The 14,797-nt window shown below is 73.8% G+C and carries 18 protein-coding genes; 11 read left to right on the forward strand and 7 right to left on the reverse strand.

Annotated features, from left to right (window positions below; genetic code table 11):
* Positions 1-186: 186 nt before the first annotated feature.
* Entirely contained in the window at positions 187-1,161 is a 975-nt protein-coding gene (locus tag AC27LF_RS26945) for a CU044_5270 family protein (RefSeq protein ID WP_479660903.1), read from the forward strand.
* A 191-nt stretch (positions 1,162-1,352) separates the two neighbouring features.
* Here AC27LF_RS26945 and AC27LF_RS26950 read toward each other — a convergent pair whose 3' ends face one another.
* Complete coding sequence (locus AC27LF_RS26950) at positions 1,353-1,718, reverse strand: nuclear transport factor 2 family protein (RefSeq protein ID WP_479660904.1); 366 nt, start codon at positions 1,716-1,718, stop codon at positions 1,353-1,355.
* Between the two features lie 172 nt (positions 1,719-1,890).
* On the opposite strand from AC27LF_RS26950, the gene AC27LF_RS26955 reads away from it, so the two are divergent.
* The 8 genes from AC27LF_RS26955 (at position 1,891) to AC27LF_RS26990 (ending at position 7,293) form a co-directional block, all read left to right on the forward strand.
* On the forward strand, positions 1,891-2,184 hold the full coding sequence (locus AC27LF_RS26955) for a hypothetical protein (protein WP_479660905.1): 294 nt from the start codon (positions 1,891-1,893) through the stop codon (positions 2,182-2,184).
* 136 nt (positions 2,185-2,320) lie between these two features.
* Positions 2,321-2,605, forward strand: coding sequence for a metal-sensitive transcriptional regulator (locus AC27LF_RS26960; RefSeq protein WP_479660968.1), 285 nt, complete (start codon positions 2,321-2,323; stop codon positions 2,603-2,605).
* A gap of 228 nt (positions 2,606-2,833) precedes the next feature.
* Positions 2,834-3,919: an S-(hydroxymethyl)mycothiol dehydrogenase gene (locus AC27LF_RS26965; RefSeq protein ID WP_479660906.1), complete on the forward strand. Its 1,086-nt coding sequence runs from the start codon at positions 2,834-2,836 to the stop codon at positions 3,917-3,919.
* Positions 3,919-4,548, forward strand: a complete 630-nt coding sequence (locus AC27LF_RS26970; RefSeq protein WP_479660907.1) for an MBL fold metallo-hydrolase — start codon at positions 3,919-3,921, stop codon at positions 4,546-4,548. The genes AC27LF_RS26965 and AC27LF_RS26970 overlap by 1 nt, the downstream gene beginning before the upstream one ends.
* Positions 4,549-4,598: 50 nt before the next feature.
* Positions 4,599-4,967, forward strand: a complete 369-nt coding sequence (locus tag AC27LF_RS26975; RefSeq protein WP_479660908.1) for a DUF4180 domain-containing protein — start codon at positions 4,599-4,601, stop codon at positions 4,965-4,967.
* A gap of 326 nt (positions 4,968-5,293) precedes the next feature.
* Entirely contained in the window at positions 5,294-6,088 is a 795-nt protein-coding gene (locus AC27LF_RS26980) for an SDR family NAD(P)-dependent oxidoreductase (protein WP_479660909.1), read from the forward strand.
* A gap of 137 nt (positions 6,089-6,225) precedes the next feature.
* Positions 6,226-6,921, forward strand: a complete 696-nt coding sequence (locus AC27LF_RS26985) for a L,D-transpeptidase family protein (RefSeq protein WP_479660910.1) — start codon at positions 6,226-6,228, stop codon at positions 6,919-6,921.
* Between the two features lie 186 nt (positions 6,922-7,107).
* Entirely contained in the window at positions 7,108-7,293 is a 186-nt protein-coding gene (locus AC27LF_RS26990; protein ID WP_351740751.1) for a hypothetical protein, read from the forward strand.
* 9 nt (positions 7,294-7,302) lie between these two features.
* Here the strand turns inward: AC27LF_RS26990 and AC27LF_RS26995 are convergent, their stop codons facing one another.
* The 3 genes from AC27LF_RS26995 to AC27LF_RS27005 all read right to left on the reverse strand — a co-directional run bounded on the left by AC27LF_RS26995 (position 7,303) and on the right by AC27LF_RS27005 (position 11,261).
* Positions 7,303-9,060 (reverse strand): ATP-binding SpoIIE family protein phosphatase, encoded by a 1,758-nt coding sequence (locus AC27LF_RS26995; RefSeq protein WP_479660911.1) that lies wholly within the window; start codon positions 9,058-9,060, stop codon positions 7,303-7,305.
* A complete protein-coding gene (locus AC27LF_RS27000) occupies positions 9,057-9,743 on the reverse strand; it encodes a class I SAM-dependent DNA methyltransferase (protein ID WP_479660912.1) in 687 nt (228 codons plus the stop codon). Before AC27LF_RS27000 ends, AC27LF_RS26995 begins: the two co-directional genes overlap by 4 nt.
* A gap of 123 nt (positions 9,744-9,866) precedes the next feature.
* The gene (locus tag AC27LF_RS27005; RefSeq protein ID WP_479660913.1) at positions 9,867-11,261 is read right to left on the reverse strand and encodes a S1 family peptidase; all 1,395 of its coding nucleotides are present in this window, start codon (positions 11,259-11,261) and stop codon (positions 9,867-9,869) included.
* A 160-nt stretch (positions 11,262-11,421) separates the two neighbouring features.
* Here AC27LF_RS27005 and AC27LF_RS27010 point away from each other — a divergent pair, with 160 nt between their 5' ends.
* Positions 11,422-11,808 carry a PPOX class F420-dependent oxidoreductase gene (locus AC27LF_RS27010; protein WP_479660914.1) on the forward strand — a complete coding sequence of 129 codons (387 nt, stop codon included), beginning with the start codon at positions 11,422-11,424 and terminating at the stop codon, positions 11,806-11,808.
* 134 nt (positions 11,809-11,942) lie between these two features.
* Here the strand turns inward: AC27LF_RS27010 and AC27LF_RS27015 are convergent, their stop codons facing one another.
* Together AC27LF_RS27015 and AC27LF_RS27020 are read right to left on the reverse strand one after the other, a co-directional pair.
* Positions 11,943-12,359 (reverse strand): Zn-ribbon domain-containing OB-fold protein, encoded by a 417-nt coding sequence (locus AC27LF_RS27015; protein ID WP_479660915.1) that lies wholly within the window; start codon positions 12,357-12,359, stop codon positions 11,943-11,945.
* A gap of 150 nt (positions 12,360-12,509) precedes the next feature.
* Positions 12,510-13,238: a TetR family transcriptional regulator gene (locus tag AC27LF_RS27020; protein ID WP_479660916.1), complete on the reverse strand. Its 729-nt coding sequence runs from the start codon at positions 13,236-13,238 to the stop codon at positions 12,510-12,512.
* 169 nt (positions 13,239-13,407) lie between these two features.
* Here AC27LF_RS27020 and AC27LF_RS27025 point away from each other — a divergent pair, with 169 nt between their 5' ends.
* Positions 13,408-14,040, forward strand: coding sequence for a peptidoglycan-binding domain-containing protein (locus AC27LF_RS27025; RefSeq protein ID WP_479660917.1), 633 nt, complete (start codon positions 13,408-13,410; stop codon positions 14,038-14,040).
* A gap of 366 nt (positions 14,041-14,406) precedes the next feature.
* Here the strand turns inward: AC27LF_RS27025 and AC27LF_RS27030 are convergent, their stop codons facing one another.
* Complete coding sequence (locus tag AC27LF_RS27030; protein WP_479660918.1) at positions 14,407-14,787, reverse strand: hypothetical protein; 381 nt, start codon at positions 14,785-14,787, stop codon at positions 14,407-14,409.
* Positions 14,788-14,797 lie beyond the last annotated feature (10 nt).

The raw sequence follows: 14,797 nt of genomic DNA on the forward strand, positions 1-14,797 counted from the left end.
ATGCGCACCTGGCCCCCGCCGACCCGTCACCGGCCAAGGTGGGCGCACACCCGTCCACCGCCGGCCCGTCACCGTCCACCGCCGGTACACACCCGGCCCCCGTCGGTACACACCCGGCCACCGCCGACGCAGACCCGGCGCCGCGCCCCGCCCCCGTCGACGCGACCCCCTCGGAGGACCACGGCCATGGCTGACGAACTCGACCTGCTGCGCCGCGCCAACCCGGTGCCGGCGAACGGCCCGCACACCGGCGACGGGCCGCTGGACCAGCACGGCGAACGTGTCCTGAACCGGCTGCTGCACGACCCGCATCCCGGCCGCCGCCGTCGCCGTACCCGGCTGGCCTGGTCCCTGGCGGCCTGCGCCGTCGTCATGGCGACGGTCCTGGCCGCGCTGCTCGGCAGCACGGGCACCACCCCCGCCATCGCCGCGCCCCGCCCGCTCGTGGTACGCCCCGACTCGGCCGCCGTCCCCCTGGACCGGCTCGCCGAGCTGGCCGAGGCGGCCGCCGCGGACGGCTCCCCGCGGCTGCGCAAGGGCACCCATGTGCAGACCTGGAGCCTCGGCATGAGCGACGACCGGCCGCCGGTCACGCTGCCCGAGGAACGCGTCGTGCGCTGGCACCCCGACGCCAGCCGCACCGAAGTGGTCGTCGCGACCGATCCCCGCCACCCCGGCCGTCCCGTCCTCACCGACGAGGGCGACGGGCCGCGCCGGGTCGCGGACGGGCAGGTACTCAGCCGGCGGACCTACCCGCCGAGCTGGAGCGACGCCCCGCCGGAGGCGGAGCCCCCGCACGACCCGGCGCGGCTGCGCGACTACCTCGCCGAGACCGTTCGCACCGGCTCCCCGACCACGAGCGAACTCCTCGACGCCACGAAGGAGTTGCTGGACCACTGGACGCTCGGCGCCCGCGAGTCGGCGGCGCTCGTACGGCTCCTCGCCGACACCCCGGGCCTGCGCCCCGCCGGCCGCGTGACCGACCGCCTCGGACGGCCCGGCCAGGCGTATGTGTACGACGCGGGCGGCGCCCGCCGGATGCTGATCCTGGACCCGGCCACCGGAGCCGTGCTCGGCCTGGAGCTGACCTTCCGCGTGGCCGACCCCGAGTACGGTGCACGGCCCGGCGACGTCATGCAGTACAGCGCATGGCTCCCCTGATCACCCCCGCCCGGCCGCGGATGAGCGGGGGTGTGTCGGGTGCAGGAGTGTTCGGTGTAGGGCCGAGGCTGCTGGGCGGGGCACGGCTGTCGTTCGGGTGTGCCGTGCGCCCGGTCGGCCGCCGAAGGGTGCCCGGGCCGAGAGGGTCCAGGTCGGACGGGAGGTGACCTGGACCCTCGCGGCCCTTCTCGCTACTCGTCCCATGCCTGGATCAGGATCTGTTCGGCGATCTTTCCGTCGCGCAGCGTGATCATGGACTCGGCGAGGACACGGACGCCGTCCGCGTACTCGCAGGACTCGCTGTAGGCGGCGTGGTCGCCCTGCACGACGCACTGCTCCAGGTGGTGCGTCATGTCGCGGCTGTAGATGTCGTCGATCATCTCCGCGATCTGCGGCCGGCCGCGCAGGACCTTGGGGTGACTGGGCTGGGTGTGGCGGTCGACGATGCGGATCTCCGCGTCGTCCGCGTACAGCGACAGAAGGCTGTTCCCGGTGTTCCCCTCGATGCCCCGGCGCAGCGTCTCGGCGGTGAAGGCGGAGCCGGTCGCGTTGCCCATGGTGACCTCCTTCGAGGGGCCGCGGCCCGGCGAGGAGCGGGCCGTGCGGGCCCCTTCTTCGAGCGTCCTGCGCCCCGGCGGCACCGGCAAGCGCAGTTTGGCCGCTGCGCCTCACGGGTGAGCGGCGCCGGGCGCCCGTGTCCGCCACGTACCCGGTGCCGTTGCTGAGGACATGATCCCAACACGACGTATCGTCGCCGCCGTCGGGCTCGCCGCGGGTGTCACCGGCCTCGCCGCACCGCTCGCGCACGCGGCACCCGCGCCCGCCCAGGACGCCGGGAAGATCAGCCCGATGGCGACGCTCGACTCGCTCGCCGTGAGCGACATCCCCGCGGCGCACCGGGGCGAGGTCCCGCGCGTCTCCGAGCAGCTGCGGGGGCTGAACGGGCTGCACGGCCTCGGGGAGCTGCACCAGGTCACCGATCTGGTGGCCCCCGTGACCGGGCTGCTGCCCGCCGTCGAGTAACCGGCCGCGCCCTGCCGGCCGACCTGGGGCCGTCCGGAAACGGGCGGCCTCGCGCATGTCCGGGATCATCCGGGACCATGGGGTGAGCGGGGAGATAGTATACCCCTGAGGGTATACAGGGAGTGGAGGGGTGGCCGTGGAGCTGCGGTTCGAGGGTGATGAGCTGTCATCGGTGCTCAACCGGTTGCGTCGGGCGCAGGGACAGATATCGGGCGTGGTCAGGATGATCGAGGAGGGCCGCGACTGCGAGGACGTGGTCACCCAGCTCGCCGCGGCCTCGCGCGCCCTCGACCGGGCCGGTTTCGCGATCATCGCGACGGGGCTCCAGCAGTGCCTCAACGGCGAGCAGGAGGGCGCCGACGGCGCCACGGCCGAGCAGACGAAGGCCCGGCTGGAGAAACTGTTCCTGTCCCTGGCGTGAGCGCTCCGCTGGGTGGGCCGTGATGCGCCGTCGGTCGTCGGTCGTCGGTCGTCTGCGGCGGCGTTGTGGCTGGTCGCGCCCGCGCGGCGGAGCCGCATATCGATATAGTCCCGCACCCCTTCGGGGGCGCGGTCGCTCAGGGCTGCTCGCCTGACGTTACCGATCAGTCACGCGTAGGGTCGGGGGAGAGCCGTATGCACGGGGTACATCGACAGAAGGGGCCAGGCCATGGCGCAGGAAGTACGCGGCGTGATCGCACCGGGGAAGGACCAGCCGGTGCGGGTCGAGACGATCGTCGTGCCGGACCCGGGTCCGGGGGAGGCGGTCGTACGCGTCCAGGCCTGCGGTGTCTGTCACACGGACCTCCACTACAAGCAGGGCGGCATCACGGACGACTTCCCCTTCCTGCTCGGCCATGAGGCCGCCGGTGTCGTGGAGTCGGTCGGCGAGGGTGTCACCGACGTCGCCCCCGGCGATTTCGTGATCCTCAACTGGCGTGCCGTCTGCGGCAGTTGCCGGGCCTGTCTGCGCGGCCGCCCCTGGTACTGCTTCGACACGCACAACGCGCGGCAGAAGATGACCCTGACCGACGGCACCGAACTCACCCCGGCCCTCGGCATCGGCGCCTTCGCGGAGAAGACGCTGGTCGCCGCCGGGCAGTGCACCAAGGTCGACCCGGCCGTCTCCCCGGCCGTGGCGGGCCTGCTGGGCTGCGGCGTGATGGCCGGCATCGGCGCCGCGATCAACACCGGCAACGTCGGCCGCGGCGACTGCGTGGCCGTCATCGGCTGCGGCGGCGTCGGTGACGCGGCCGTCGCCGGGTCCCGCCTGGCCGGCGCGGCCAAGATCATCGCTGTGGACATCGACGACCGCAAGCTGGCCAAGGCCCGCAGCCTGGGCGCCACCCACACCGTCAACTCCCGCGAGAGCGACCCCATCGAGGCGATCCGCGAGCTGACCGGCGGCTTCGGCGCCGATGTCGTCATCGAGGCGGTCGGCCGCCCGGAGACCTACCGGCAGGCCTTCTACGCCCGCGACCTCGCCGGCACGGTCGTCCTCGTCGGCGTGCCCACCCCGGAGATGAAGCTGGAACTGCCGTTCCTGGACGTCTTCGGCCGCGGTGGCGCGCTCAAGTCCTCGTGGTACGGCGACTGTCTGCCCTCGCGGGACTTCCCCATGCTGATCGACCTGCATCTGCAGGGACGCCTGGACCTGGAGGCGTTCGTGACCGAGACCGTCCAACTCGACGAGGTGGAGAAGGCGTTCGAACGGATGCACGGCGGCGACGTGCTGCGCTCGGTGGTGGTGCTGTGATGGCCGCGCGCATCGAACGCCTCGTCACCTCGGGCCGGTTCACCCTCGACGGCGGCAGCTGGGAGGTGGACAACAACGTGTGGATCGTCGGCGACGACGAGGAGGTCATCGTCATCGACGCCGCGCACGACGCCCGCGCCATCGCCGAGGCGGTCGGCGACCGGCGGCTGACCGCCATCGTGTGCACCCACGCCCACAACGACCACATCGACGCCGCCCCCGCGCTCGCCGACCTCACCGGCGCCACCATCTGGCTGCACCCCGACGATCTGCCCCTGTGGAAGCTGACCCACCCCGACCGGGACCCGGACGAGCATCTGGCCGACGGCCAGGTACTGGAGACCGCAGGCGCCGATCTGACCGTGCTGCACACCCCCGGCCACGCGCCGGGCGCCGTCTGCCTCTACGACCCCGCTCTCGCCACCGTCTTCACCGGCGACACCCTCTTCCAGGGCGGCCCGGGCGCCACCGGGCGCTCCTACTCCCACTTCCCGACCATCATCGCCTCGATCCGTGACCGCCTGCTGACCCTGCCGCCCGAGACGAAGGTCCTCACCGGGCACGGCGACGCCACCACGATCGGCGCCGAGGCCCCGCACCTTGAGGAGTGGATCGCGCGCGGCCACTGAGCCGGAAAACCGGGGGAACCGGCGCCGCGGTGACCGTACGATCGGCTGTCATGACCTCGAACACGCTGGTGACCCTGCGGGACGTACGCGTCCTGAGCTGCGCCCCCGACGGCCCGCTCCTCGACGGTGAGCGCGCGGCGCTCGATCTGATCGGGGACGCCCTCGGCCAGGAGGCGCAGCTGGTCACGGTGCCCGTGGAACGGATCGCGGACGAGTTCTTCCGGCTGCGCTCCGGCGTCGCGGGCGCCGTCGTCCGGAAGTTCGCCACCTACCGGCTGCGGCTCGCGGTCGTCGGCGACATCTCCGGGCACCTCGCCGGGAGCACGGCGCTGCGGGACTTCGTGTACGAGTCGAACCAGGGAGACCAGCTCTGGTTCCTGACCGACGAGGGCGAACTCGACGCCCGGCTGCGCCGCTAGCACCGACAAACCGGCTCGGCAAGGGCGACAGCGGATGTCCGGTGACCGGCTCCCGGTGGCCCACGAACGGTCCGTCGGCCAGGTCGCCGGATGGCCGGACGGCAGCGCGAGATCCGCCCCTACGGCCGCGCGGACGGTCCCGGGCGGCGGCCTCGGTCAGCAGCGGTTCGCGCACGACCGCCAGGCAGGAGCCGAGTGCGCAGATCGCGACGTCCAGAGGGCGGGCAGTTGCTGGAGGATCGCGGACATGGCCGCACGCTGTCCCGGCCCGGTCAAGGCGTGCCGGGATCTGTCGTACCGATGGTCGCGGCCGTACGGTCGTTGCCATGACCGAACCCCATCGCTTCGCAGGACACTCGGTTCTCGTCACGGGTGCCGCCCGTGGCATCGGCGCGGCCGTCGCCCGTCGGCTCGCCGACGAGGGCGCGCGGGTCCTGGTGACCGACCGGGATCTGCCCGAGGCGCAGCGGACCGCGGGCGCGCTGCGCGAACGGGGCCTGACGGCACGGGCGTTCGCCTGCGACGTCGCCGACAGGGCCGGCGTGGAGGCCGCGGTCGCCCATGCCGTCGACGTCTTCGGCTCGCTCGACGTCCTCGTGTGCTGCGCCGCACACTGCACCCCGGACGCCCCGCTCTTCGAGGACGAGCCGGACGAGGGCTGGGCGCGGGACCTGGACGTCACGCTCACCGGCGGCTTCCGCTGCTGCCGTGCCGCCCTCCCGCACCTGGCCGCCTCCGGACGGGGCGCGATCGTCCTCGTCGGCTCCGTCAACGGCCTCCAGGACTTCGGCAACCACGCCTACAGCGCGGCCAAGGCCGGACTCGAATCGCTGACCCGGACCCTCGCCGGGCATGCGGCCCCGCGCGGGGTCCGGGTCAACATGGTGGTGCCCGGCACGGTGCGCACCTCGGCCTGGGAGGGGCGGGACGCCGAACTCGACGCCGTCCGCGGGCTCTACCCGCTCGGCCGGGTCGGGGAACCGGAGGACATCGCGGCCGCCGTGGCCTTCCTGGGCTCCCGTGATGCCGCCTGGATCACCGGTACCGCGTTGCGCGTCGACGGTGGACTCACCGCGGTCCACACCGGGTTCCGCGCGGCCCTGGACGGCGCGGGCGGCTGAGCGGCCCCGCGTTCACGCCACCGGACTTCACCATTCGGTCACAACCCGAGCGGCCCCGCAACCCGAGCCGTCGCACGGCGGTCTAGGTTTCCGGGACCGCGGGAGCCGCGGACGCAGCAGCACGGGGAGGGCCCGACATGGGGCACATAGGCAGGCGCGGCGCCGTCGCGCTCGGCATCACGGGACTGGTGGCACCGCTCACCCTCGCGATCGGCGCCGCACCGGCGCAGGCCGCGAGCTGCACCACGCAGACCGGGCCGTACCAGAAGCAGGTGGAGAAGTTCCTCGGCCGTCCGGTCGACGGAAAGCAGTCCGCCGCCGACTGCAAGGCCATCCGGGCCTTCCAGAACAAGCACGGCATCACACCCAACATCGGCTATGCGGGCCCGGTGACCTGGGGGGTGATGGACCTGATGAACAAGCAGAAGGCCGTCGGGAACAACCCGAACAAGGCCGGCAAGTGCCCGGTGAACAAGGGCCGCATCGCCTGCGTCAACCTGACGCTCCAGCTGAGCTGGGTCCAGGACGGCAAGAAGCTGGTGTACGGGCCGGTCCCGGTGCGCACCGGCCGCAACGGCTACGAGACCCGCACCGGCCTGAAGAAGATCTACTGGCGGGACATCGACCACGTCTCGTCCATCTACGACGTGCCGATGCCCTACAGCCAGTTCTTCGACGGCGGCCAGGCATTCCACTCGGTCGGCCTCAGCATGTGGAACCCGCCGGGCTCGCACGGCTGCGTCAACATGACCACGAAGGACGCCAAGAAGTACTGGTCGCTGCTGAAGAAGGGCGACGACGTCTTCGTCTACGGCCGCAAGCCGGGCACCTGAGCACCCCCTGGCACCCCGCTCGCCGGTGTGCCGGCTGCCCTCGTGCCCGTGGTGTGGGCAGTGCCGGGCGTCGGCGAGTGGGTGAAGTGCCCTGTGCTCGCCGGTGGATTGACGTGATGAGCAACACGGTCCGATATGTCCCATATCGGGGGTACTTACTCACCTCGTCTTCACGCCGATCGGCATATGCTTCACACCATGTCCACCACAGTTGAAGCCGCCTCCGAGCGATCGGCCGCGGAGGTCAACGAGCAGATCCGGGCCCTGTGGCTGCGGTCGGGCGGGACACTGAGCGTCGAGCAGCGCGAGGAGTACCGGCGGCTCGTCCTGGAGTGGGCCGCCGCGGCCCCGCAGTCGCCGAAGGCGGCCTGAGCACCGCCGTCAGCACCCCTGCCCCGATGCGGGCAGCGACTGCTCGAACCAGACCACCTTGCCCGTGCTCAGCCGGGTCGCTCCCCAGCGCAGCGCCAGCTGGTCGACCAGGAACAGCCCCCGGCCGCCCTCGTCGCTCGGCTGGGCGTGCCGCAGCCTCGGCACCAGCGGCGAGTCGTCGCCGACCTCACAGCGCAGCACGTCCGTGCGCAGCAGACGCAGGGTGATCGGCCGTCCGGCGAACCGCACCGCGTTCGCCACCACCTCGCCGACCAGCAGCTCCGTCTCCTCGTGCACCACGTCAAGGCCCCAGCGGTGCAGCGTGCGCCGGACGAGCCTGCGGGCCTGCCCGGCGGTGCGCGGATGCGGAGCGAGATACCAGGAGGCGACGGTCTGCGGATCGAGGCCGACGAACCGGGCGGCCAGCAGCGCGATGTCGTCGTCCCGGTCCCGCGACCCCAGGATGCCCAGCGCCTCCTCGCACAGCGTCTCCAGCGCCGGGGGCGCGGCACCGGCGGGCCCGGCGGCCGCGGCGCGCAGCCGGTCCCGCAGCCGCTCCACCCCCGCCATCACGTCCGAGTCACGGGACTCCACGAGGCCGTCGGTGTAGAGCAGCAGGGTGGCGCCGGCGGGCGCGGACAGCTCGGTGGTCTCGAAACCCCCGCTGCCCACGCCGATCGGCGCCCCGGGCGGCACCCGGACGATCTCCGCCCGGCCGTCGGGGCGCAGCAGCAGCGGCGGCGGGTGGCCCGCGTTGGCCACCAGCAGCCGGTGGCGCACCGGATCGTAGACGGCGTACAGACAGGTCGCGATGTGCCGCCCGCCGAGCCGTTCGGCCTGTTCGTCGAGGTGGTGCAGCACCTCGTCCGGCGGCAGATCGAGCCGGGCCAGGGTCTGCGCGACGGTGCGCAGCTGCCCCATGATCGCCGCCGAGGTCAGGGAGTGCCCCATCACATCGCCGATGACCAGCGCGACACGGTTGCCGGGCAGCGGCACCGCGTCGTACCAGTCGCCGCCGACCCGTGAGGTCCGTGAGGCGGGCAGATAGCGGCTGGCGAGCCGGACCCCGGTCGGCGCGGGCAGCGACGGCGGGAGCATCGTGCGTTGCAGCGCGTCGGCGAAGGACGCCTCGCGGCCGTACAGCACCGCCCGGTGCGCGCCGAGCGCGGTGTACGCGGCGAGCTGGGCGGCGACATACCGGTCCTCGTCGGTGAACGGCGGCCGGCCGGCCGCGCGGGCCAGGACGACGCAGCCCAGGAACCGGCCGCCGGCGCGCAGCGGGGCGACGAGCAGGCGCCGTCCGGACGGCACGGGTCCCGCCGTGTCCGCCGCCGTCGGCAGCGCGCCCACCACCGGGGCGACGCCCGGGCCGTCGCCGAACACGGGCCCGCCGGCGTCGAGCAGCCCGGCGAGCCGGACGGCCACCTCCGGTGGTGCGACCGGACCGGACGGGGGCGGGGCCGGGACGTCCGGCGGTCGCGCGGGCGTCCGCTCGGTGGCGTACAGCCGCAGCACGGGGTCGGCGGCAGGCAGCTCCTCCCCGAACGGCAGCGGATCGCTCAGATGGACGAAGACATGGTCGGCGAAGGCCGGGACGGCGGCCTGGCACAGTTCGTACAGCGTCGCGTCGAGTGCCAGACCGCGGGAGATCCGCCCGGTCGCCTCGTCGAGGAAACGCAGCCGGTCGAGCTGCGCCCCGGTGTGCTCCGGGCGGGCTTCCCGGCCGAGCCGCAGCGGACGGCGGCCGGCCCCGAGGCCCTTCGTCACCGCTCGGGCTTCCGTCTGCAGCGCAGGAAGATCTGCTCCTCGGGCTGGACGTCCGCGGAGGCCGGCGCGTACGAGTAGAGGGATTCGCCGACGATGTCGAAGCCCGCCCCGTCGACCACCTCGCGCAACTCCTCCCGCAGATAGCCGGAGACCCGCACGGTGCTGCCGATGAACGGGATCGCGAAATCGTCGACGTCGGCCTCGACCATCGACAAGGCGAACAGGCCCTGCGGGGCCAGCAGCCTGCGGACGGTCCGAAGCGCGAGCGGGATCTCCGCGCGCGGCAGCATGAGCAGGGCGAAGAACGCCGCGACCGCGTCGAAGGTGCCCAGATCGCGGGGGCCGCCGGGGCGCAGGTCCGCGATGTCCAGCCGGTGGAACTCCGCCTCCGGCACGTTCGCCCGGGCCAGCTCGACCATCACCCGCGACAGGTCGACGCCGACGACCTCGAACCCCGCGTCCGCCAGCCGGCGCGCGGTGGGCAGCCCGGTGCCGCATCCCAGGTCCAGCACGCGGGCGCCGGGCGGCAGCGACCCGACAAGCCACTCGGCGGCGGCCACCTGGCCCTCCTTGTGCGGGAAGACCTCGTCGTAGCGGTCGCCGATCGCGTCGAACGCCTCGGCCTGGCCGCCGCGGTCCGGCTGTATGTCCCCGTAACCGGGCCGGCTGCTCGGGCTGCTCACGGATCATCTCTCCTTGGCGACCTCTGGGTGGGTCTTCGCACGGATCGTCGGGCGGTGGGCGCCGGAGCGCCCGGACGACCGGTGCGGAAGTCGTCACCAAGGGTAGTTGCCTTCGGGGCAGGATCAACCCCAGGTGGCCGAGTAGTACCGCTGGTACGCCTTGCGGTCCTGTTCCGCCCGGATGTAGCGGGTGGCGACCAGGGCGATCAGACTGCCCGCGATCACCAGCAGGCCGGGCCCGACGGCCCGGCCGTCCGTGAGCCGGGACAGCGCACTCGCCTCCCGCGCGACACCGGTGACCGGGGCCGAGGAGCCGGGCGAGGCCGCGCCGGGGGCGAGCGCGCCCTGCGGGGCGGAGGCGGACGGCTCGGGGGAGGGCGCGGCGCCCCCGGATCCGGCGCCCCCGGCCCCGGCGCCCGGCGCCGCGACGATCAGCCGCACATCGAGCGCGGCGAGCGCCTTGGTCACCGGCTGGAAGAACGTGGTGCCGCCCGTGGTGCAGTCGCCGCTGCCGCCCGAGGTCACGCCCAGCGCGATGCCCTCGGAGAACAGCGGGCCGCCGCTGTCGCCCGGCTCGGCACACACATCGGTGCGCACCAGACCGGTGACGGTGCCCTCCGGATAGTTGACGGTCGCGTCGAGCCCGGTCACCTGGCCGTCGCGCAGCCCGCTGGTGCTGCCGCTGCGGAACACCCGCTGCCCGACCGTGGGATCGGCGGCGCCCGTGATCCGCACACCCCGGCCGCCGCCGACGGCCACCACGTCCGCCCCGTCGCCGGCCCGGCCGGACGCGTACGCGACGAGCGAGAAGTCGCTGCCCGGGAACTCGGTCCGCACCGTCGTGCCCAATTGCCGGCCGCCCTGGCCGTCCGCGAACCAGAGGGTGTCCGCGGGCCCGCAGTGCCCGGCCGTCAGGATGAAGTCCCGCTGTCCGTCGGTGACGTTGAAGCCCGCCGAGCAGCGCCCGCCGGTGGACAGGATCGGCTGCGCCCCGTTCAGACGGGTGGTGAACGCGCCCCGGGTGCGCTCCATGTGGACGAAACCGCCGAGGCCCGCGGCCACCCGGGACAGCCGGGACCAGTCGCCCGCGGAGACGGTCGCGTCGCCCTGCACCACGACCCGGTTGGTGCGGTAGTCCAGGGCCCACGCGGTGCCCGCGACCCGAGGCGCCGAACGCAGCGCCGCCGTGGCCGACCTCAGCTCGTTCATGCTGTGCCGCACGACCTTCGCCTCGGCCCCGGCCCGGCGTACCGACCGCGCGGCCCCCTCGTCGGTCACCGCCACGACCGGGCGGCCGTCGGCGCCGATCCAGCTCCCCGCCGTACGGGCGGTGCCGAGCCGCGCCACCAGATCGGCACCGGGGCCGGCGGCGCCCCGCGCCGCGCTGAACGGGGCGGCGGACGGGCCGGGCGGCTCGCTCGCCACGGCCCGGGCGACCATCGTGCCGCCCAGGAGGAGTCCGCCGACCGCGGCCAGCCGTGCCGTCCGCCGGACGAACCGTCGTCGTGCGTGCCTCATGCATGGCTCCCGAACCCCGAACGCGCGGTGCCGACACCGCGGGGCCCTCCGGTCGTCGAGCGCCCGCCCCTGCATACGTGGCCCGGCACGCGTGCGTTCACCGCGCCCCCGGTCCCGGGTCCGGGGGCGCGGTGCCGCACGGCCTTCTAGACTGCCCGGCATGACGGATTCGGCGCTGGACCGGCTCGGCGCGGGCAAGTACCTCCTCGTCACCAGCTACCGCAGCAACGGCAGCCCGGTCGCCACCCCGGTCTGGGTGGTGCGCGACGGGGACGCGCTGGGCATCTGGACCGTCGCCGACTCCTGGAAGGTGAAGCGGATCAGACGCCGCGCCGATGTCCTCGTGGGGCCCTGCGATGTGCGCGGCAGGCCGACCGGCGAGCAGGTCCCCGCCACCGCCGAGATCGGCGACGCGGCCACCACGGCCCGCTACCGCGACCGGATCGCCCGCAAGTACGGCCTCGTCGGCCGCCTCACCCTGCTCGGCAGCCGGCTGCGCCGCGGCGCCCGGGGAACCGTCGGCATCCGGCTGACGCTCACCCCCTGAACCGGCACCCACGCAGCCGGCCGCCTCGTTCGAGATGGCCGACCGCGTCGGGCCCGACCAGGAACCGGCCCTCGTACCGCGGGCGTTCCTGCGCCGGAACCGTGAGCCGGGACGGGCCGGAGGCCGACGGGCCGTCAGGTCCAGGCTCCGTACGGCCCGTCGAGCAGTTGGAAGAGCGGCTCGCCGCGCACCGGGTCCTGGGCCGTGGACAGCCGGACCCGGTCCCCGCTGTGCACCCCCACCGGCGGGCCCATGACCCGGCCGCGCAGGACGAAGCCCTCGGCCATCTCGACCAGGGACACATTGCGGGCGGCGGGCGTGTTGCGGTGCAGCACCGAGGAGTGGCGGACCGTGCCGACGCCCTCGCTGCGCTCGGTGCGCAGATCGCTGCCCCGGCACACCGGGCAGAGCAGCCGGTGGTACATGGTGGTGCCGCACCAGGTGCAGCGCTGGAAGAAGAGGACGTTGCCGGAGCCTTCCGGCGTGGGGTCGAGGATGCCCGTCGTGGTGCCGGCCACCGCGCGAGCGGCGTCCGCTGAGTGGTGGTACACGCTGGTCAACTCCCTGCACTCGGCCGGAATCCGGGGTGCCCGGCACCGACCGGGCACGCGTGTGCGCGGTACGCCGTGCCACCGTGCACGCCGACAGGTTATGGCACTCAGTGTCAAGCGTAAAGGCACTCGGTACCCCGAATTTCCCCGTCAGTCGCGGCCCAGCGCCGACTCCAGTTGCTGCACCACCCGCCACAGGGGCGCGTCACGCCGGGAGACGAGGACGACCACGTCCTCGGGGCCCTCGGCGCGCGGGACCCGGGGTGCCGCGCCACCATCCGTGCGCGGGCCGGCGAAGGCCGACTGCACATGGCCCAGCGCATGGTCGACCGCGGTGCCCGGGTCGCCCCGGCCGTCCGAACGCAGCCAGGAGCGCAGGGCGTTGTTGTGCGCCGCGACGACCGCGGCGGCGATGACGTCGGCCCGCAGCGTGCCGTCCGGCTCCCCGGCGAGACGGCGGCGCAGATACCCGGCCAGCGCACGCTCGTAGCGCCACACCACCGACAGTTCGTACGCGCGCAGCCCCGGCACCTGCCGGGTGAGCCGGTAACGCTGCACGGAGAACGCCGGGTTGGCCGCGTACATCCGCAGCACGAGGCGGGCCGCGTCGCACACCCGCCGCACCGGCTCGTGCTCCTCGCCGTCCTCGGCCAGGAAGGCGGTCATCTCGGCCAGGCAGCGCTCGTGGTCGGGGAAGACCACGTCCTCCTTGGAGGGGAAGTAGCGGAAGAACGACCGCCGTCCGACCCCCGCGAGCGCCACGATGTCGTCGACCGTGGTCTGTTCGTAGCCGCGTTCCAGAAACAGCCGGAAGGCCGCCGCGACCAGGGCGTCCCGCATCGGCGGCTTCGCGGCCGCAGCCGCGCTGCTGGAGCTCATGGACGCGAACGTAGCACCCGCGCGGACCGGAACGGCACTCGGTGCACGCCCCTCGGGGTACTGAGTGCTCCCGTGCGGCCCGCGCCCGTCCCGGGCCCGGCTGAACCGGAGGGCCGCCGCAGCCGTATCACTGGCCGAGGATCGCCGGGGATCGCGGAAGGAGAGCGGCGTGCCGACACCGCCGGATGCCGAGGAGCCGCAGCGCGGCCCGGTCCTGGAACCCGTCCGGGTGCTGCGGCCCCGGCGCTTCGACGCGCTCGCCGAACTGATGCGGGAGATCCGCGAGGACGCCGAGGGGTACGAGGCCGTCACCGCGGAGCGGCGCACGGACCGTGCCGAGGAGCAGACACAGGAACTGCCCACGGTGCGCACGCCCGGCGCCCGCACCGGTGCCGGACTGCGCCGGGCCGCCGTCGCGGCCGTCGTCGGCGCCGCCGCCCTCGTCGGCTTCGGCGGCGCCCTGCTGCTGCCCGGCCGCGGTGACGCCGCCCCGAGCGGCGGGCCGTCCCGCTCCGCCCCGGCCGCGCCACCGGCGGCGAGCGCTTCCGCCGCCGACCCCGACGGCCCCGGCACCCTGCGCGAGGGCGACAGCGGACCCGAGGTCGTCGCGCTCCAGCAACGCCTGCTGCGCATCCCGGACGTCTACCGCGACGGTGCCACCGACGGCCGCTACGACGCGGTGCTCGCCGCGGCCGTGGCCCGCTTCCAGCTCTGGTACGGCATCAGGGGGGACGAGACCGGCGTCTACGGCGACGACACCCGTCGCGATCTGGAGTCCCGCACGACGCTGGGCGGCGGCTGAGCGCACCCCCTCCGGGGTCTCCGCCGTCTGTTGGCTGGCCCGGCGTTGTAGTTGTTCGCGCAGTTCCCCGCGCCCCCCTGCGGGGCATCTGCCGTCTGTTGGCTGGCCCGGCGTGGGTTGTTTGCGCAGTTCCCCGCGCCCCCTTCCGGGGGTGTCTGCCGTCTGTTGGCTGGCCCGGCGTGGTGGTTGTTTGCGCAGTTCCCCGCGCCCCTTGGGGGGTGTCTGCCGTCTGTTGGCTGGCCCGGCGTGGTGGTTGTTTGCGCAGTTCCCCGCGCCCCTTGGGGGGTGTCTGCCGGTTGTTGGCTGATCCGCCGTTGTGGTTGTTTGCGCAGTTCCTCGCGCCCCCTGCGGGTGGTGGGGCGGGGTTCAGCGGGCGGTGGTTTGCGCTGCCAGGGCTTCGGTGATCGCGCGCACGCCGCGGGCGATGTACTGGAGTTGGCGTATCTCGGCCGCGTACATCTTGATCGTGTGCTCGATGACCGACTCGGGCAGGCCCAGCGAGGGCAGTTCGGACCGGGCGGTCTGCAATGCCGTACGGGCCACCCGCATCTCGTGGTGGACCTGGATCTGCGCGTGCCGGGCGAGCAGCACCGGATGCCGGATCAGCGCCGGGTAGCCGGCGTAGCGGGCCGGTACCAGTTCGCGCAGCCACTTGGCCGCCGAGCGCTCCCAGTCGTAGCTGCCGGGCTGCTTGACCTGGCGGGGCCAGTCCGGACTGATGCGCGTGGTCGTCAGGGGCATGATCATCGCTTCCGGG

Source organism: Streptomyces diversicolor (assembly GCF_057537855.1).